Below are 20,169 nucleotides of genomic sequence, written 5' to 3'. Positions count from 1 at the left end.
TGTGAATTGACGGGTCTCTGTAACATTTTGTGAGTCATTTCCGTCCAATTATTGGAAGTTTATCCGATAGGGGTGGAACATTTGAAATTCAGGAAACGAGTTAGAAAAGGACTGTTAATACTTGCTTTGTCCACAACCATCATGGGATCAACAGCAGGTTGTGGTGAGGAGAGAATTTCCACTTCGGAAACGGTATCAGCAGTGGGGAATGAGAGCGAAGTTCTATCTCCATCGCCAATGCCTGAGGAAGTTATAGAGACGAATAAGTCAGCGGTTGAACCTTTTATTGTCAAGCTGACGGAAGAGGAAATAAAATCATTGGAGCAGATCTCTGCTAGAGACGGAGAAGAATATTTGGAGGCTCTGAAGCAGAGGGATGCAAGGACATTGTCAGGTCTGATGCTGCATGCAGAAAATGAGTATACCCTGGCTGATATGATGAAGGTACTGGAGGGATTTACGCTGTACTTTGACAACTTGAAAAAACTGCAATTACAGTTTGAATCAAATGAGCAAAATGATGAGTACTTTATCGAAAATTACATCATAGTTGGTACAAAAGAAGGCAAGGCGCGATCCATACCTTTTGTAGTGAGGTATACCAAGACGCAAGGGATGGAGCAAATTCAGAATGATGACAGGCGTGAGCCGCTGTATGACTCACCTCTTATTGGAGAGTATCCTTATACAGATTTGGAAGTTAAACGATATGTGCAGGCGCTAAAAGATAATGACAAGGAAAGCTTGGTGTTACATTTAGGTATGTACGATGGCAAAGCTGAGACGAGTACGAACCTTGACAAGACACTGCAAAAGTACAAGAATTCAATTGATCTGAATTCCGTTAAGATCGTCCCTAAGAGTTACGATGAACAGGCAGATCAATTCTTGTTTAACTTAGTTGATAGTCAACAACGGTCCCACGTAATTCGGATAAATGGTGGGCAGATGCGCGTTGTGGACGATTGGTCAATGTTAGCTGTGATTGATGAGTCCGAGTATTCCGGATTGGAACTTGAGCTTGTTAAACTGATTAATCTCTCAACACAGTATCTAAATGCAAGAGATGAGAAAGCATATTTATCTTTGTTTATAGTAGACAGCCCTATTACGCAGTTAAACGCAAAAACAATCTCTAAAATTGAAGTGGAATCGATTAATCAGGAATCTAAAGATTCAGCTACAGCTGCGACAACCCGCTGGATGGATTCTGATTTTGAAGGTAGCCATAAAATGTACTCCTTTGTGAAGCTAAAAGGGACATGGAAAATAGCGGATATTGATTAGTACTGCATCCAGCTAATGGTGTAAGTTCCTCGCAGGATTAAATCGTATTTTAAATACCTGGGCGTTGATCCATCTCAATAGGGACAGAAGTCGTTCATTTAAAGACTGTCGAGCACAAAGTGTCGGCAGTCTTCTTTGTGTTCAATCAGCTCTATGATAGTGTAACTCATCTACATGATCTTGGAATCACATACATTTTCCGTAGGATTACATCTTATTGTCGGATTCGTATTGTTCCTATAATTAGAAGTATTCCATTGGAAGGAGGCTTATAAAGCAGACATCTTGTAACCGCTCTCATAGTTAATGATTATTAGACAAATTATTGAGGAGGAATATAATGCGCAACAAGTATGTCGCATGGTTGCTTATTGCAACGATGCTGATCACTAGCTTGTTTTCGACCAGTGGAGCACTAGTCTCTGCCGCAGGGGGACAGAACTTAACACTTGGGAAGACGATTACGGCAAGCGGCCAATCCCAAACCTATGCACCAAGTAATGTGAAGGACAGTAACCAAGCCACTTATTGGGAAAGTACAAATAATGCTTTTCCACAATGGATACAAGTTGACCTTGGTGCCAATACGAGCATTGATCAGATCGTTCTGAAATTGCCAGCTGGCTGGGGTACACGGACACAGACCTTGGCTGTGCAAGGAAGTACGGATGGATCAACGTTTACGAACATTGTTGGTTCGACTGGTTATGTATTTAATCCATCGGTTGCAAACAATGCGGTTACCATTAATTTTACAGCAACAAGCACGCGTTATGTGCGCTTGAATGTAACGGCAAATACAGAATGGCCGGCAGCACAATTATCCGAGTTCGAGATTTATGGTGCCAGCATCCCAGCAACTCCTGGTACATACCAAGCAGAATCGGCAGTGTTGTCAGGTGGAGCGAAAGTGAATACCGATCACATCGGCTTTTCCGGTACGGGATTTGTAGATGGTTACTGGACACAAGGGGCAGCAACAGCATTCACAGCAAACGTATCCAGTGCAGGAAGCTATGATGTTACATTGAAATATGGTAACGCAAACGGCTTAACACAGACGATTAGTATCTATGTGAATGGAACGAAGATCCGTCAAACTACTTTACCAAATCTGACGAATTGGGATACATGGGGTACCAAAGCAGAGACGCTCACTTTGAGTGCCGGTAACAATACGATTACTTACAAATACGATGCTGGCGATTCCGCGAACATCAACATCGATGAGATCAAAGTAACGGCGTCCAGCACACCAACACCGACACCGACACCGACACCGACACCAACCGATAACATCGCGATTGGCAAGACAATGACTGCGTCCTCCAGCACACAAACCTATGTGGCTTCGAATGCGAATGATAACAATACAAGCACATATTGGGAAGGCGGCAGCAATCCAAGCACACTAACGCTTGATCTGGGTAAAAACTATAATGTTTCTTCCATCGTATTAAAGCTGAATCTTGCAACAGAGTGGGCTACACGTACGCAAACCATTCAAGTACTAGGTCATAATCAAGCAACTACTACCTTCAGCAATCTGGTCTCATCGCAAACGTATACTTTTAACCCAACGTCTGGCAATACCGTGACTATTCCAGTGACAGCAACGGTTAAACGCCTGCAATTAAACATTACTTCAAATTCTGGTGCTCCAGCGGCACAAATCGCAGAGTTCCAAGTATTTGGTACGACTGCAGCCAATCCGGATTTGACGATTACAGGTATGTCATGGTCACCTGTTTCCCCAGATGAGTCTAGCAATATAACCCTTAACGCCACCGTGAAAAATGACGGCAATGCGAGCTCTGCAGCATCTACTGTGAATTTCTACATGAACAATGAACTTGCTGGATCTGCTCCAGTAGGAGCGCTCACAGCGGGTGCAACAGCAGCAGTAACTTTAAATGTTGGAACTAAGACAGCAGCAACGTATTCACTTAGTGCCAAAGTGGATGAGAATAACTCGATCATCGAGCTTAACGATTCCAATAACAGCTATACGAACGCAGCTTCATTAGTTGTTGCACAAGTAGCAAGCGCAGACCTCATCGGCACAACTTCATGGACACCAAACAATCCTGTAGCCGGCAATACGATTGCTTTTACGGTCAATCTGAAAAACCAAGGAACCGTAGCCTCGGCAAGCGGTGCTCATGGAATTACTGTCGTACTTAAAAATTCAGCCGGTGCTACACTCCAAACGTTTAGTGGCTCTTATAGCGGAGCCTTAGCACCTGGAGCCTCTGCTAATGTGAGCATTCCTGGGTCATGGTCAGCGATTAATGGAAACTACTCGGTTACGACAACCATTGCAGCAGACACGAATGAAGTTGCAGCCAAACAAGCTAATAACGTAAGTACAGCTAATCTGGTTGTTTATTCCGTTCGAGGAGCAAGTGTACCATACAGCCGATATGATACCGATGATGCAACTCGCGGCGGCGGAGCAACGCTTCAGTCTGCACCAACCTTTGATCAATCTCTTATCGCCTCAGAAGCATCTGGGCAAAAATATATTGCTCTTCCTTCCAATGGTTCCTATCTGCAATGGACCGTACGACAAGGTGAGGGCGGCGCAGGGGTTACGATGAGATTTACGATGCCTGATTCGACAGATGGTATGGGTCTGAACGGCTCGCTTGACGTCTATGTGAATAATGTCAAAGCAAAGACCATTTCGTTATCTTCGTACTACAACTGGCAATATTTCTCAGGCGATATGCCGACTGATGCTCCTGGTGGAGGACGTCCGTTATTCCGCTTTGATGAAGTGCATTGGAAGCTGGATACACCACTCCAGCCAGGAGATACCATTCGTATTCAAAAAGCAAATGGAGATAGCTTAGAGTATGGCGTAGACTTTATCGAGGTTGAACCTGTCCCAACAGCCATTGCACAGCCGGCTAATTCGGTGTCTGTTACCGATTATGGCGCAATCGCAAATGACGGCCAAGATGATCTGGCAGCCTTCAAATCGGCTGTGACAGCAGCAGTAGCAGCTGGCAAGACCTTATATATTCCAGTAGGTACGTTCCATCTGAGCAGCATGTGGGAGATTGGTTCGGCTAGCAATATGATCAATAACCTAACGATTACTGGCGCTGGTCTCTGGTATACTAATATCCAGTTCACGAATCCAAATGCGGCCGGCGGAGGGATCTCGCTCCGGATAAGCGGCAAGCTCGACTTCAGCAACGTGTATCTCAATTCGAAGCTCAGATCCCGTTATGGACAAAATGCGATTTATAAAGGATTCATGGATAACTTCGGTACCAATTCGAAAATCCATGATGTATGGGTGGAGCATTTTGAATGTGGATTCTGGGTGGGGGATTATGCTCATACACCAGCGATCTATGCGAATGGGCTGACAATTGAGAACAGCCGGATCCGCAATAACCTGGCTGATGGAGTCAACTTTGCACAAGGAACAAGCAATTCCATTGTCCGCAATAGCAGTCTGCGAAATAACGGAGATGATGCTCTGGCAGTCTGGACGAGTAACACAAATGGTGCACCGGCAGGAGTGAATAATACCTTCTCTTACAACACGATCGAAAATAACTGGCGTGCAGCAGGTATTGCCTTCTTTGGCGGCAGTGGACACAAGGCTGATCACAACGTAATTATTGATACAGTAGGCGGGTCAGGCGTTCGACTCAATACCGTTTTCCCAGGCTATCATTTCCAGAACAATACGGGGATTACTGTCTCGGATACTACGATTATTAATAGCGGTACGAGTCAGGATTTATACAATGGGGAACGGGGAGCGATTGATCTTGAGGCTTCCAATGACTCCATCAAGAACGTTACCTTCACGAACATCGATATAATCAATGCGCAGCGTGATGCCATTCAATTTGGTTATGGCGGAGGATTTGAGAATATCGTCTTTAACAATGTGACCATTGATGGAACGGGTAAAGATGGGGTAACTACATCGAGGTTCTCCACCGCTCATCTGGGTGCTGCAATCTACACCTATACCGGTAATGGATCAGCAACCTTTAACAATCTAGTAACCAGAAATATCGCGTATCCTAATGTGAATTTTGTGCAAAGCGGATTTACTTTAACGTTTAATTAATTGAAAAAATAGCGGTGCAGGGTATTTTCCCTGCACCGCTATTTTTTCTTATGGCAAACAAATGAGATCCAAGCTAACGAATCCTGAGATGCTTATTTGGTGAAAATCAGTGTGTTTACCAATCTAACGAACCGTGATATCGCTATATGGCTAGTTTGCGGTTAAATGATCGAGTTGTGCAGAGAATAGCGTTAGGAGGATTCGTTACAAATCCATACCTATCTAAATTTAGCGAATAGCGTGATGTAGATTCGTTAGCAACCGTGCAAAAATAGGGCAATCGTCAAAGTCATCATGACTTTGACGATTGCCCTTATTAATTGAGGGGAGTCCGTTATCCCTTTTTTGTCTGAAGACGAATGACATTCCAGGATGCCTTAGGAAGGAACGCCTGAACGTTGCCTTTATCTACAAAAGTCTGACCTCCGGCATGGGGAACAACATTGCGCGGATTGGATTTGGTGTTGGTGGCTTTCAAATCTTCGCTCTCCAGCACAAGATGTTCAATGATGCTCACGTCATCGAAGCTGCGGAGATCAAGATTGAGCTCCATTTGTTCCTCAAGATGCCGGTTAACTGCGAAGATAGTAACCAATCCTTGTTCCTCGTCGTATACGGTGATCGCTTCGAGATAAGGAACATCGGTGAAGTCCTTGGAATCGTATTTTGGAGAAGAGATGACTGCTTGAAGCACCGTTCCTCTGCCGAAATTCGAGGCGTGCAGGAATGGATAGTAGGTGGTTTGCAGCCAAATATCGCCGTTTGTTTCAGTCATGATTGGTGCAATCACATTAATTAATTGCGCGATACATGCCATTTTTACACGGTCCGCATGCTTGAGAAGTGTGATGAGGAAGCAGCCTACTGCCAAAGCATCCTCATGAGTATACACATCTTCAAACTCTGGCGGAGCAATCTGCCAACGCTCATCCGCGCGGCTCGTACCAATCGTATTCCATACATTCCACTCATCGAGTGAGAGCATCAGTTTTTTCTTACTGCGTTTTTTCGCTTTCACATAGTCGCAGATCGCAGCCACACTATCGATGAATTGATCCATATCAAGTGATTTGGCCAGGAAATTCGCCGTATCGTTATTGTTGTTATTGTAGTAAGTGTGAAGGGACAAGTAATCGACTTGATCATAGGTCAAATCAAGAACAGTTGCTTCCCAATCTGCAAAGGTGCTCATGCCGCTGCTGGAGCTGCCACAAGCAACGAGCTCGATTGATGGATCAACCCATTTCATCACTTTAGCTGTTTCATTAGCAAGACGACCATACTCAACCGCCGTCTTCGCGCCAATCTGCCAAGGACCATCCATTTCATTGCCAAGACACCAGGTTTTGAAGCGGTGAGGCTCCTTGTAACCATGGGAGATTCGTAGGTCGCTCCAGTAAGTACCTGAAGGATGATTACAATATTCGACAAGATTCCTTGCTGCGTCCATACCACGCGTTCCCAGATTTACAGCCATCATGACTTCAGTGCCAACTAGCTTGGCCCAATCTGCAAATTCATTGGTACCTACTTCGTTTGTTTCTGTCGTCCACCATGCGAGCTCTAATAGACGTTTACGTTCGCTCTTAGGACCAACGCCATCCTCCCAATTGTAGCCGGATACGAAGTTTCCTCCAGGGTAGCGGATAATAGGAACTTGAAGAGCTTTTATAGCCTCAATGGCATCTTGCCGGAACCCATTCTCGTCAGCGGTGGGATGTCCTGGATCATAGATACCGCCATAAACAGCGCGTCCCAAATGTTCGATAAAGGATCCATACAGACGTGGATCAACTGGGGAAATCGTAAAGTTTTTGTCAACAAGCATACTGGAGCGAATAGTCATGAAGTGACCTCCTAATTGAATTAGCTAAAAACAAAATTCAAAATACGATTGAAATGATATATTATTAGTAACATAATGGTTAGTAGCAGGCAATGAATAGTTTTAGGATTAGATAAAAACAAAATCCTACGAGGTGATAAGATGCTTTCTACCAATAAAGACTCGTTAATGGTCTATGAAGCGCTGGCTAGTGAAGTGCGGTTGAAAATAATAGATAAATTATTTGAGAGAGAAATGCATGTGAAAGAGCTGGCATCCGAGCTGTTCCTCAGTAATCCGGTCATTAGCGGACATATTCGGAAACTGGAAGAGGCGGGAATTGTCGGCAGCAAAATGAAAAGAATAGATGGAGCTACTTATAAGTTTTGTTTTATAAAAGCAGAATTTATGCAAATTAAGCTGTCTCCTAATGATGCTACTTCTCTTAGCTTTCATGAATTGTCTCTCCCAATCGGACATTATACCGGTTACGAGGCTTGGCCAACTTGCGGGATTGCGACTACTGAGAAAGTTATTGGTCAATATGACAATCCTGTCTGCTTCATGGATCCAAAGAGAGTGAATGCGGGCATTCTATGGTTCGCAAGAGGATGGGTGGAGTATAAGATTCCTAATTATTCGTACAAGGATCAGCAGCTCCACGAGATTGAAATTTCATTTGAGATTGGATCCGAAGCTCCCCGAGTTAATGAGAATTGGCCATCGGATATTCAATTTTTTCTCAATGATAAGTCACTGGGGGTATGGACCAGTCCGGGGGACTTTGGGAAGACAAGAGGGCGGTTTACGCCGGATTGGTGGTCTCATGATGTGAATCAATACGGATTACTGAAGGTGCTTCGGGTTAAAGAACATGGGAGTTACATTGATGGACAGAAAATTTCAGATGTTGGTCTCCGGGATATCGGGACCGATGCGATTAACTGGACATTCCGTATTGAAGCAGAGGATACAGGACGTGGACGAGGTGGTCTTACCCTTTACGGAAAGGGATTTGGCAACTACAATCAAGACATTCTGTTTAGAAGTATTTACGTGTGAGCATTATAAAAATGATGAAAAAATTGTCGGTTCCAATCTAAGATTGGAGCCGTTTTTTTCTTATTCTGCAGCTCCCTGACACTCCGAAATGACGACATAAAACATCCAAATTCCATCCATGTAACGTCCGAAATTTATAATTGACCTTTCAATTGTAAAGCTTTTATAATGACCCTGTGAGCTACATTAACGATAATGTTAACGAAAATGGAGGTGAAATCTTCCTCAAATCATGAAAGGCATCGTTCATCTTGACTTGCATCATTGGTTGAATCATGAATAGGGATCTTTAACCAATTTTGAAGGAGGTAAGTCTATGAGGAAAACAGCAGGCTTAGCATGGACAGGAATGATAGCGCTTTCTGTGATCGTATCGGGATGCAGCAGCAACAGCGGCAATTCCAATACCAATGAAGTTTCCGGCAATACCGTTAATAACACAAGTACCAACACAGCAAATAACACGGTACAGAATGAACCTGAAAAGCATGATCCGGTAACTTTGAAGTATACGTTCTGGGGCAGTCCTAATGAGAAGAAGGTACAGGAAGCCGCTATTAAATCTTTTACAGAAAAGTATCCTTGGATAAAAGTGAATACCTTGCATATCCCGGATGCTTATACAACCAAGTTGACAACGATGGCTTCCTCTAATCAAATGCCCGATATTGGCCTCTTGAATGGTGATGTTGCGCTGGAATGGGCTTCGCAGGGAAGAATCTATAACATCTTGGATTTCCTGAATAATGATCCAGATGTCAGTGTGAATGATATCCTTCCGAACACTATGTATTACTGGGATGAAGGGAAGCTGGCCGGGGTAAACGGCGCGCTTGAAGCTTTCGCCTTATTTTATAATAAGGACGCTTTCACGGATGCCGGTCTGCCGCTGCCTCCAACGAAAGCGGATGAGGCTTACACATGGGACCAATTTGTAGAGACTGCTCAGAAGCTGACGCTGGACCAAAAAGGCCATAATGCATTGGATCCTGATTTTGATCCAAAGGCGATCAAGCAATTCGGAGTTACGATGCCGTTATGGGCTTATATGAATGGTGTTGTGTCAAACGGCGGTCAATTCATTAACGAGGACGGAACCGAGTTCAAGCTGTCTGATCCGGAGGCTGCAGAAGCAATTCAGCAATGGGCCGATCTAATCAACAAATATCATGTGGCGCCATCACCAACCCAATCGAAAAACTTACCTTCAGGTGCAACGGCGCTTCAATCCCGTAAAGTGGCGATGACGATGGACGGCCAGTGGAGTCTGGTTGATCTAGGTGCAGCGTCGAAGAAGCTCAACTTCGGCGTAGGTGTTGCTCCAGTCATGAAGAACAAAGCGACTATGACACTTGGCGAACCAATTGTAATCTTCAAAGATACGAAACATCCAGAGGAGGCTTGGATGCTCTACAAGTGGATGATGAATCCGGAGAACACGCTTGAGCTTCAAACTAGTGGACTTTGGATGCCGGTGCTTAAGAAATGGTACGAGAATGAGGATCTAGTCTCGAAATGGGCTGCAGGTAACCCGGCACATCCGGACGGCTACCAGGATGCTGTAATGCGTAATGCCTTCGATAATGGCTTCCCGAACACATCGTATTACGTGAAAAACTTGTCCAAAATCAACAGCATCATTGACCCGGCACTTGAGCAGGTCTGGCTCGGCAAGGCGACAGCAGAGGAAGCTTTAGCCAAGATTAAGCCTCAAGTGGAAAAAGAGCTGAAAGGGGTTTATACGGAGAGATGATCAGCGGGAGGAAGTTATGGAATAAGGAGGCCAGGGCAGGCGTTCTGTTTGCTTCACCGGTTATTGCCGGATATCTCATCTTCGTCCTTGGACCGATGATTGCCAGCTTCATCTTCAGCTTGTCGGAATACAACGTGATAAGTCCTTTGAAATTTATTGGCTTCAGTAACTATACGAACTTGATTGACGGAACGGACCCGTTATTTTATAAGTCGCTAGGGGTTACGGCCTATTACGTTATTCTAAGTGTACCCTTACAGATTTTGCTGGCATTTATGGTGGCGCTGCTGCTTAATCATCCAATCAAGGGGAAAACGTTTTTCCGCACCATTTTTTATATGCCGACCATCGTACCTGCTGTTGCATCGTCAATGATCTGGTTATGGCTGTTTGATCCGGATCTTGGTCTGTTAAACCAGCTGCTCAAGGTATTTGGGATTTCGGGACTGCAATGGATTTATTCGGAAAATCTGGCGGTGCCATCCTTGGTCTTAATGAGCCTATGGACGATTGGCGGCACGATGGTGATCTTCCTTGCTGGGCTTCAAGGTATACCAAGGCATCTGTATGAATCGGTAGAGGTCGATGGCGGCAATTGGCTGCATAAGCTGTTTTTTATTACCATACCACTGATGACACCAACGATCTTCTTCAATTTGGTGATGGGCTTCATCGGAAGCTTCCAGGTATTCGGGCAAGCCTACATTATGACGCAGGGCGGACCAAATAACGCAACGCTGTTCTATTCCTACTATCTGTACCGGGAAGCGTTCGAGTTCTCTAGTATGGGCAGTGCATCGGCTATCGCTTGGGTGTTGTTCATCGTCATTCTTGGTCTTACCATGATGGTATTCAAAACGTCTGCCTTATGGGTGTACAGCGAAAGTGAGGGGAAAAGATGATCAGCAGCAGGTTTGTTTCCAAGTCGCTCATCTATCTTTTGCTGGCTGCCGGAGCTTGCTTGTGTCTGTTTCCTTTCTACTGGCTGCTGCGCAGCTCGGTGATGGATCAGTCGGATATATTCGTTATCCCACCGATCTGGATGCCACATGATTGGCTGTTCAGTAACTACCGTGAGGCGCTGACCATTCTGCCGTTTAACCGGTATTTCCTGAATACGTTTATTATCGTCGTGCTGGAGGTTTCCGGGGTGGTGTTATCAAGCTCGATCTGTGCGTATTCCTTTGCTAGACTGAGATGGCCGGGACGGAATCTCGTGTTCATGATTATCTTGACCAGCATGATGCTTCCAGGAGCGGTAACCCTTATTCCGCAATATGTCGGATGGGCAAAGCTGGGTGCAACAAACACCTTTATTCCACTGACGCTTCCGGCATGGTTTGGAGGAGGGGCATTTAATGTCTTCCTGCTCAGGCAGTTTTTTATGACGATTCCAAAAGAATTGGACGAAGCTGCACTTGTTGATGGAGCGGGTTATTTCCGGATTTACAGCCGTATTATGCTACCGCTGCTTGTGCCTGCATTGGTGGTTGTCGGCCTGTTCTCCTTCTTGAACGGGTGGAATGATTTCATGGGGCCGCTCATTTATCTAAGTGATGAGAAATTATACACCCTTGCACTAGGTCTTCAGACCTTCAAGGGGATGTATAACGCACAGTGGCATTTGATGATGGCAGCAACAACGGTGGTCTTAATGCCAGCTATGCTCGTCTTTTTCCTTGGGCAGAAATATTTCGTAGAAGGTATTGTGATGACTGGTTTGAAAGGGTGACCAGCTGATCTCCTCTGGACATTTGACTCCTAAATTTTCTAGTGCTAATCTATTAATCAAAATGAGAGAGTCTACTTAAGACACTCCGGTGCTGGGGGAGAAAGCATGGAAGGCAGGAAAGTCACTTTAAAGGATTTGGCAACAAGAGCTGGACTCTCAGCGAACACCATCTCGCGGGCATTAAAGGATAAAGAGGATATCGCCGTAGCAACTCGTCAGATGATTAAGGAACTGGCTAAGGAAATGGGCTATGTGGGTAATGCGCTTGCCGGCTCGCTCCGCTCAGGACTAACCAAGACGATTGCGGTTATTGTCAGTGATGTGGCCAATCCCCATTTCGGCATCATGGTCAAAGAGATTGAGAAGTCAGCTCGCAAGCATAATTACACGATATTTATCATTAATACCGAAGATGATTATGAGATGGAAGAACTCGCGATCTACACGGCAATTGGCAAAAATGTCGATGCCATCATTATCTGTCCTTCCCAGCGGGGCACGGACAATATCCGGTTTCTGCAGAAGAACGGGGTTCCATTCGTACTGATCGGGCGCAGATTCAAGGAAGAGCCGGAATTCGATTATGTCATTTGTGATGATGAAAAAGGCGGCTATCTGGCAACGAAGCATCTGATCGACAGTGGCCACAAGAGAGTTCTGTTCCTCAATGGTCCAATCCGGATATCTAGTGCGCAAGAACGGCTTGAAGGCTATAGAAGGGCACATGAAGAAGCAGGGCTGCCCGTACACGAGGATCTGATTGTTGAAGTTGGAGCATCTGCCGGGGATACAAGGCTAATCGTTAAGCAACTTATCGAGCAAGAAGCACAATTTACCGGCATATTTGCCTTTAATGATGTTATTGCATGGGAAACGGCGTACGTACTGAACAAGTATGGCTATCGAATTCCGGAAGACTATGCGGTGATTGGCTTTGACAACATTCAATCACGGATTTTTATCCCGTTCCAGCTGTCTTCGGTCAGCAATTCCAAAGGTAAAATGTCCAAACGTGCTGTTGATATCGTGCTGCACAAAATTAATCATCCCGAGTCTGAGCAGAAATTCAATGAGATTATTGATACGAAGCTTGTTTTGAGGGAAAGCACCAAGTAAGGGCTAAGGAATGAACTTCTTTTTTTAATAAATTACATGAACGATAATGTTAACGCAAAAGGAGATGGAGAAGATGAGTCAAGTAATCCATGTACCACAAACGATGAACATTCCGCTTTTTGTAGGTCAAGGGAAGGTAGAATACGGAGAAAAGCAGGTGCCAGTGCCGGGGAAAGGCCAGCTGCTTATGCAGGTAAAGGCGAATGCTCTCTGTGGTTCGGACCGCAGCCAATATTATGATGGAAGTACGGTTACCCCTGGTCATGAAGCTGCAGGTATTATTGTTGGTGCAGGAGAAGGCACAACAACAACGGTCGGAACGCCAGGGGTTGTCTTCTTGATGGATTTCTGCGGAGAATGCCGCAGCTGTAAGCTTGGGTTCACCAACCAATGTCTTGCCAAAAGAGCGGACTACGGCTTCACTCATGACGGCGGATTCAGTCCTTATATCGTCTTTAATGAAAATGTCTTTTTCCCGGTGGATCCTTCCATTCCGCTCAGCGATGCGACAATGCTGCTCGATATTATGGGAACTGGCGGCCATGCGATCAAACGTGCAAAGCTGGTGCATCCGGATATTCAATCCGTTCTGATAGCAGGAGCAGGGCCAATTGGTCTTGGCGTGCTCGCGATGGCGAAGCTGCTGCTTGGTGAAGAGACTCCGGTCTTTATTATGGATTTTGTTGATTATCGTCTGGAGCTGGCTGAGCAAATGGGCGCGATTCCCGTTCAATTGGCTAACCGTTCGGTTGTAGATGTGATCCGAGAGGCTGGTCTTGAAGGCGTCGACATTGCGATCGATACTAGCGGTAAAACCTCCGGACGCCGCACTTCCTTGGATGCGCTTAACCAACGTGGTGTTCTGGTCTGCGTTGGCCATGGCCAAGAGCTGAACCTTGATGTATCCAATGATGTTATTGCCCCTGAACGTGCGGTACTCGGAAGTGAGTACTTCCAATATAACGAGCTGGCTGAGAATCATGCTCTTATCCTTAATCATCTTCCTTATTTGCAGCAGATTATTACACACAGGTTTGGTCTGGACCGTATTCAGGAAGCCTATGAGCTCTTCTTCGAGGGCAATACCGGAAAGGTGTTAATCGAACAATGAGTGCAGATAACAAGATAAAAGTCGCCTTGATTGGAGCCGGCGGGACAGTAAGTGCTCGAGGAAGATCCGAGGGCTTCCAATCGGCCGGCAGCTGGGGATTGCAGCATGCGCGTATATGGGAAGCTAGACCCGACGTGGATTTCTGCGCCATAGTTGGCCGTGATGCAACGCGGACGAATGAGAAAGCAGAGCTGTATGGAACTAAAGCATATACACGGATTGCCGATATGCTGGAGCGGGAGACACCTGATCTTGTCAGCATGTGTCTTCCGAATCAGGGACATTTCGAAGCGACGCTCGAGGTCATTCAGGCTGGTTTTCCTTTGCTGGTAGAAAAGCCACTGGTATTTAGTCTAAAGGAAGCCGACATTCTCCTTAATGAAGCGGCCAAGCGGAATGTGTTCTTCGCGATAAACTTTAATCACCGTTTCGCTAAGCCTGTAGAGCTAGCGCATGCAGCCATCCAAGGAGGAAAGCTTGGCGAGCTTTCCTTCGCAACCTGGAGATTTGGTGGAGAAGGCAGCAGTGATCATCCACATGCTAATCTGATCGAGACGCAATGTCATGGCTTCGATATGCTGGAGTATCTCTGTGGTCCAGTAGAATCAGTTATGGCTGAGATGTCTGATAAGACAGGCGGAGGTTATCGTACATTATCACTTGCTCTTCGTTTCGAGAATGGTGCGGTGGGCAGTCTGGTCGGCAGCTATGAATCGTCCTACGCTTATCCGGACACTCATCGGGTCGAGATTAACGGTTCTGCTGGCCGCTGTGTCATTCAAGATACAGTGAAGAAATATACGTTCCATGCTGCTGGCAATGAAATTGGCGAGAGCTGGGAAGCTGGATATTTCAACGATGTAGATCGGGAATTCCACCGAACATTTGATAAACATATGGATGCTGTCATTCATGCGCTCCGTCATGGTCAAGCGCCTCCAGTGGATGCATTAGCCGGTTATCGGGCTCTGCTGATTGCCGAAGCTGCGATCCACTCTTATGAGCAGGGCCGGAGAGTAAAGGTTAATAACCAAGACTAGATTGTAATGAGGTGGATGAACGTTGATGAAGCTTTTTGTTTCAGATATTGATGGTACTTTAATGGACAAAAGCAAGCAGATCCGCAAGGAAGATATCGATGCCATCCGCTTGGCTCATCAGCAAGGAGTACAGATCTGCCTGGCTTCAGGCAGAATGTACGAGGAAATTAAGGTTGTCATCGATATGCTCGCGGTTCCTTGTTATGCGATTTGCCAGAATGGCGCTACCGTTGTTGGATTAGATGGGACAGTTATTGGTGCGAACAAGTTTCAGACTGATCTAGCCCTATCCGTGCAGCAGATTACTGCACCTGCTGATCTGGTTACCGTCATTTGCAGCGCAGAGGGTAATTATGTTGCCGTGCGGACAACCGAAACGGAGCGTGTCGGACAGCGGTTCTTGACACCATTAATAGTGAATAACCAAGTGGTGCTTGATATCTCAAAGGGGATGCCGATCACGAAGTTTTCGATTTATGGTGAAGTTCCTTTGCTAGAGCAGATGCTAGTCACGCTGGATCAACATTTCGGCGGCCGGGTTACAGCATCGTTCTCTGATCCGGACGGCATTGATGTGATGCCTGGTGGAGTAGATAAAGGAGCGGCGGTTGAATCTTTAATGCAATTATTAGGGATCCGCAAGGAAGAGACAGCATGTATCGGAGATTCTTTTAACGATTTGGCCATGTTCCGCAGCTGCTCACGTAGTTTTGCTATGTCCCATGCACATGGCGCAGTTCTTAGGACGGCAACACATCAAGCGGATACCGTTGATCAGGCTCTCAATCATTTGCTGGCTGTATGAATGAACATAATCCAACAATTCAAAGGGGTGTCCTCGTTTGACTACCAAAGCAACCCAAATGAATAAGAAACCAACGACTTACAAGTATCAGTCGGTTTACAATATTCCTGTTCAATCCGTACGTATTCAAGATACGTTCTGGGAGCCAAAGCTTAAGGTGCTTCGCGAAGTTACTGCCTATGATGTACTCAATAAATTTGAAAATGACGGTGCTATGCGGAATTTCGAATTCGTTGCTGAGGAAGAGGGAGGCTTCCATTCCGGCGAGCCCTGGTTCGACGGCCTGATCTATGAAACGATCCGAGGCATTTCAGATATTCTTGCCGCCAATTATGATGAACAACTGGATCAGAGAGTTGATGATATTATTGCATTAATTGCTCGCGCTCAGGCAGCAGGTGGCGACGGATACCTTAATACGTACACACAGCTCGACCGGCCAGGACAACGTTGGGGTGAAAATGGCGGTTTCTTAAGATGGCAGCATGATGTATACAATGCAGGTTGTTTGGTGGAAGCAGCTGTTCATCATTATAAAGCGACAGGCAAAACGTCCCTCTTGCAAGTGGCTGCTCAATTCTCCAATCATATGAGTGGGATTATGGGGCCGCCGCCGAAGCGGAATATTGTCCCGGCACACTCGCTGCCAGAGGAAGCTATGCTTAAGCTGTATCAGCTGGCTCTTGATGAGCCTGAGCTTGCAACGGTGATGAATATTCCATTCGAAGCATCGGATTATCTGGAGCTGGCTACCTTCTGGATTCATAACCGAGGTAATCATGAAGGCAGATACTCGCATGCCGGAGAATATGCACAGGATCATAAGCCGGTGCTTGAGCAAGAGGAAGCGGTTGGTCACGCTGTGCGTGCAACGCTTTTATACACGGGGCTGACTGCATTATATTTAACTACTGGTGAAGAGCGGTATTTAGAGACAGCGAGGAAGCTGTGGGATAATATTTCTTATCAGAAATCCCATATTACTGGCGGTGTCGGTGCGGTACACCATGATGAGAAATTTGGCGCCAACTATGAATTGCCGGATAACGGATATTTGGAGACTTGTGCTGGCGCTGGTATGGGCTTCTTCAGCTGGAATCTGTTCCTCGCAACAGGAGAGAGCCGTTATATCGATAAGCTGGAGACGATTCTCTACAATATCGTACTTGCTGGCCGCTCGCTGGATGGCCATAAATACTTTTATGAGAATCCGCTTGTCAGTCGCGGCAGTCATAACCGCTGGGAATGGCATGGCTGCCCTTGCTGTCCGCCGATGATTATTAAGATATTGCCTGAGCTTGCCTCCTATATTTATGCTTACGATAAGCAAGGAGCTTACGTCAATCTGTACATCGGAAGCGAAAGCGAGTTCATGATTGGGGATGTACAGGTAACCTTAAAGCAGGAAACGAACTATCCGTGGGCGGGATCGGTTGGTATTACGGTTTCGCCTGAGCGGGAGTCGGCATTCCCAATCCGGCTGCGTATACCGGAATGGTGTGAGTCATACACGATTCTAGTGAATGATCAAGCTGTCAGCTTCGAGCTGGAGAACGGTTACGCCGTTCTGAACCAAGTCTGGTCCGCAGGAGACCAAATCCAGCTTGATCTTGATCTGTCCGTTCACTTGGTAGAGGTACATCCGAATGTAACCACACATGCTGATAAAGCAGCAATCCGGCGTGGACCTGTGCTTTATTGTCTGGAGTCTATGGACAATGAGAGATTCGTGAATGGTACCCTTCAATATACTCGCGAAGCCTTAAATGAGAATCACATGGATCGTAAGCTGCCGCAAGAGCCTGAATTTGAAACGGAGTATGACGCTGGATTTTTTGACGGGGCAGTCATTATTCGGACCACAGATGAAGCAGGACAACCGATAACAGCTGTTCCATATCCGTATTGGAATAACCGTTCCCGTGGAACAATGGTTCTATGGCTGCAGCATGATCATCCCGTTCGACAAGAAGTCTGGGAGAATCAACTGTACAGGAGAATTAAGTGAATTCTGCTGGTTGCAAGAAGAGAAGAGCCTTGGATGCTTATCCATCCAAGGCTCTTAATTATGTCGGCTACCTATGATTAGGGTAATGCTTGAACATGTATTCAATATAGGATTCTGCGAAAATCAAATCCTCCAGCGCTTCCTTTGCTTCACATGGAGCAGTGCGATCTCCCCGCACGGCCGCGAGGAAATTCCGAGCCTGACAGCGCATGGCGGAAATGTTCGGAAGGATTGGCTCGTAGGTCATCGCTTCACCTGCAGCGGAATTGTCTTTCTTGATCGTGACTCTGCCTGCGCGCTGGCGGGCAAGCGGGGCAGGCAATTCAATACGGATATATCCATGACGGAAAGCGATTAATACCGTTTCTTCCCATTCATGAGAAGTGTGATAGGGTGCCATTTCTAAAGTGATCGTGATACCGCTCTCACTTTCACCATTTAGAATAATACCACTACGATCACCGAAAGTAAGCTTGTAGTTCTCCTCTAAAAGAAAACGGAACATATTCACTTGATGAATGTAATAGTTAACAAACTCATCAAGCTTTTGTGTCATCACATCTGTATAGCCGTCCGGACCAGCTTCCATTCGGAGAGCAGGGTAAGGCTCATCGCTGCTAAGAGGCTGATCGGCGCCGCTGACCCAATCACCTGGCGGCATTGTGATGCGAATGTACTGCAGATCACCATAGTCACCACTAGTCTTCCATTCCTTAATCACCTGCTTGACGTATTCGACTGCCGGATCCGAGCGCTTGTGATAGCCAATCATATGCAACACGCCATGTTCTTCCCCAAGGGCAACCATTTTGCTGCCTTCCTTGACGGTCAGGCAAAGCGGCTTCTCGGTTAAGACAGGTATGCCCGCCTGCAAAATATCTGGAATCAGATTAGGATGATTGCGGAAGGGTTGAGGGGCTATTATGGCATCAAGGGATGTATTCTCCAGCATGTCTAGATGACTTGTGAATACTTGCGGTACTCCATACCGGCTTGCAACTTGCTGTGCCATGTTAGAGCGGGGCTCGGCCAAGGCTGCAACTTCACATTCATCACGCAGCACAGCATAGTTAGACAGATGTGCCATCTGTCCCATACCTCCAACTCCAGCGAACCCGATCCTTAGTTTTTTACTCATGTCGTCTGCTCCTTTGTTGGTCCCATATTTTCAAATAGATATAAACCTTCTTTGCCGGGTGCAATAATGTCGGGATAGCCGTTACCGGTCAAGTCATGAATCCAGAAGTAGATTCCCGTACCAGAGGCTTCTTCTGCTGGGCCAAAGTCAATGATAATCTTGTCAAATTGTCCGCCATTGATTCGATAATAGTAGAGTCCAACCGGATCATGAGCACCAGGATCACCATCATTATGAGCACGGTAGCGTTTGCCTGTAATAAGCTCTAGTTCACCATCTAGGTCAAGATCAACGAGTTGTAAATCATGGAACTGCGAGCCGCTGTCGTCGATGAGATGCCGAATCCAGTAACGTGAACCGTCATCGGATGTACGTTGTTCATACCAATGCAAACCGTAGCCATGTGCCTGGCCTACAATGAGATCCACAAGTCCATCGCCGTTCACATCATGGCCAATAATCGGTACACTAGCGGAGCCTAGTGACCACTCGGGATGAAATGTCCAAGGCTTCTGATAGGGATCTTCAGGCTGCTCCAGCCATCCTTCAGACAATACGATATCCATACGTCCGTCTCCGTTAATATCAACGAAGCCCATTCCATGTCCGCTTGCTTCTGTGCTGATTGTGGTTTTTCGGAACTGCCCGGTACCACGCCCATCAGCATCACGGACAAGCTTATAGAAAGCCTGCGGTTGAGTAGGTGTATTTGGGAAAATCTCTGGGACCCCGCAACCATCAATATCGTAAAACCGGATCGTTTCGATTGGACCACAATGGTCGATATCCGTAGTTGTCCATTCCTCCGTTGTATTGCCGGGGTTTCGGCGCCACCGCAGCGATTCTGTAAACCAAGAACCTGTAATGAGGTCGGGCAGGCCATCCCCATCAACATCCATCGGATAATCGCAAAAATCATCATGATACTCTCCGATTTCTGCGACGTCGCAAATCTGGTGCCTGCGAGTATAATCGGGGCCTTCATACCAGAATGACCCGCTTACGATGTCCGGAATACCATCCCCATTCACGTCGAATACACTACATGCCTCGTACTTACTGTCTGAGATCAGGCGCTTCTTAAACAAAAGCATGATAGACTCCTCCAAACGATAGTTATTGCTTATTGCAAAATGACGGGAAAAACGCTTATAGTTCAAGTAGCGATAGCAGCACCACATAACTAGAAAATA

At 46.1% G+C, this 20,169-nt stretch carries 14 protein-coding genes; 11 read left to right on the top strand and 3 right to left on the bottom strand.

Going from position 1 to position 20,169, the window contains the following annotated elements:
- Positions 1–81 precede the first annotated feature (81 nt).
- Together FHS17_RS23435 and FHS17_RS23430 are read left to right on the top strand one after the other, a co-directional pair.
- Complete coding sequence (locus FHS17_RS23435) at positions 82–1,287, top strand: hypothetical protein (RefSeq protein WP_167280882.1); 1,206 nt, start codon at positions 82–84, stop codon at positions 1,285–1,287.
- Between the two features lie 340 nt (positions 1,288–1,627).
- On the top strand, positions 1,628–5,386 hold the full coding sequence (locus FHS17_RS23430) for a discoidin domain-containing protein (RefSeq protein WP_167280881.1): 3,759 nt from the start codon (positions 1,628–1,630) through the stop codon (positions 5,384–5,386).
- A gap of 334 nt (positions 5,387–5,720) precedes the next feature.
- Here FHS17_RS23430 and arfA read toward each other — a convergent pair whose 3' ends face one another.
- Positions 5,721–7,232: an arabinosylfuranosidase ArfA gene (gene arfA / locus FHS17_RS23425; RefSeq protein WP_167280880.1), complete on the bottom strand. Its 1,512-nt coding sequence runs from the start codon at positions 7,230–7,232 to the stop codon at positions 5,721–5,723.
- A gap of 141 nt (positions 7,233–7,373) precedes the next feature.
- On the opposite strand from arfA, the gene FHS17_RS23420 reads away from it, so the two are divergent.
- The 9 genes from FHS17_RS23420 to FHS17_RS23380 all read left to right on the top strand — a co-directional run bounded on the left by FHS17_RS23420 (position 7,374) and on the right by FHS17_RS23380 (position 17,838).
- Positions 7,374–8,273 (top strand): ArsR/SmtB family transcription factor, encoded by a 900-nt coding sequence (locus tag FHS17_RS23420; protein WP_167280879.1) that lies wholly within the window; start codon positions 7,374–7,376, stop codon positions 8,271–8,273.
- A 316-nt stretch (positions 8,274–8,589) separates the two neighbouring features.
- Positions 8,590–10,026: an ABC transporter substrate-binding protein gene (locus FHS17_RS23415; RefSeq protein WP_167280878.1), complete on the top strand. Its 1,437-nt coding sequence runs from the start codon at positions 8,590–8,592 to the stop codon at positions 10,024–10,026.
- Positions 10,023–10,928 carry a carbohydrate ABC transporter permease gene (locus FHS17_RS23410; protein WP_167280877.1) on the top strand — a complete coding sequence of 302 codons (906 nt, stop codon included), beginning with the start codon at positions 10,023–10,025 and terminating at the stop codon, positions 10,926–10,928. The genes FHS17_RS23415 and FHS17_RS23410 overlap by 4 nt, the downstream gene beginning before the upstream one ends.
- The gene (locus FHS17_RS23405; RefSeq protein ID WP_167280876.1) at positions 10,925–11,758 is read left to right on the top strand and encodes a carbohydrate ABC transporter permease; all 834 of its coding nucleotides are present in this window, start codon (positions 10,925–10,927) and stop codon (positions 11,756–11,758) included. The genes FHS17_RS23410 and FHS17_RS23405 overlap by 4 nt, the downstream gene beginning before the upstream one ends.
- Positions 11,759–11,863: 105 nt before the next feature.
- Positions 11,864–12,874 (top strand): LacI family DNA-binding transcriptional regulator, encoded by a 1,011-nt coding sequence (locus FHS17_RS23400; protein ID WP_167280875.1) that lies wholly within the window; start codon positions 11,864–11,866, stop codon positions 12,872–12,874.
- A 73-nt stretch (positions 12,875–12,947) separates the two neighbouring features.
- Positions 12,948–13,985: a zinc-dependent alcohol dehydrogenase family protein gene (locus FHS17_RS23395; protein WP_167280874.1), complete on the top strand. Its 1,038-nt coding sequence runs from the start codon at positions 12,948–12,950 to the stop codon at positions 13,983–13,985.
- Positions 13,982–15,025, top strand: a complete 1,044-nt coding sequence (locus tag FHS17_RS23390; protein WP_167280873.1) for a Gfo/Idh/MocA family protein — start codon at positions 13,982–13,984, stop codon at positions 15,023–15,025. The genes FHS17_RS23395 and FHS17_RS23390 overlap by 4 nt, the downstream gene beginning before the upstream one ends.
- A gap of 25 nt (positions 15,026–15,050) precedes the next feature.
- The gene (locus FHS17_RS23385) at positions 15,051–15,830 is read left to right on the top strand and encodes an HAD family hydrolase (protein ID WP_167280872.1); all 780 of its coding nucleotides are present in this window, start codon (positions 15,051–15,053) and stop codon (positions 15,828–15,830) included.
- Positions 15,831–15,867: 37 nt separating this feature from the next.
- Positions 15,868–17,838 carry a glycoside hydrolase family 127 protein gene (locus tag FHS17_RS23380; RefSeq protein WP_167280871.1) on the top strand — a complete coding sequence of 657 codons (1,971 nt, stop codon included), beginning with the start codon at positions 15,868–15,870 and terminating at the stop codon, positions 17,836–17,838.
- Positions 17,839–17,905: 67 nt separating this feature from the next.
- Here the strand turns inward: FHS17_RS23380 and FHS17_RS23375 are convergent, their stop codons facing one another.
- Together FHS17_RS23375 and FHS17_RS23370 are read right to left on the bottom strand one after the other, a co-directional pair.
- Entirely contained in the window at positions 17,906–18,976 is a 1,071-nt protein-coding gene (locus FHS17_RS23375) for a Gfo/Idh/MocA family protein (RefSeq protein ID WP_167280870.1), read from the bottom strand.
- A complete protein-coding gene (locus tag FHS17_RS23370; protein WP_167280869.1) occupies positions 18,973–20,070 on the bottom strand; it encodes an FG-GAP repeat domain-containing protein in 1,098 nt (365 codons plus the stop codon). The genes FHS17_RS23375 and FHS17_RS23370 overlap by 4 nt, the downstream gene beginning before the upstream one ends.
- Positions 20,071–20,169: the final 99 nt, after the last annotated feature.

It is taken from the genome of Paenibacillus lupini (assembly GCF_011761355.1).
Classification (GTDB): Bacteria; Bacillota; Bacilli; order Paenibacillales; family Paenibacillaceae; genus Pristimantibacillus; species Pristimantibacillus lupini.
This window is presented reverse-complemented; position numbering and strand designations above follow the sequence as displayed.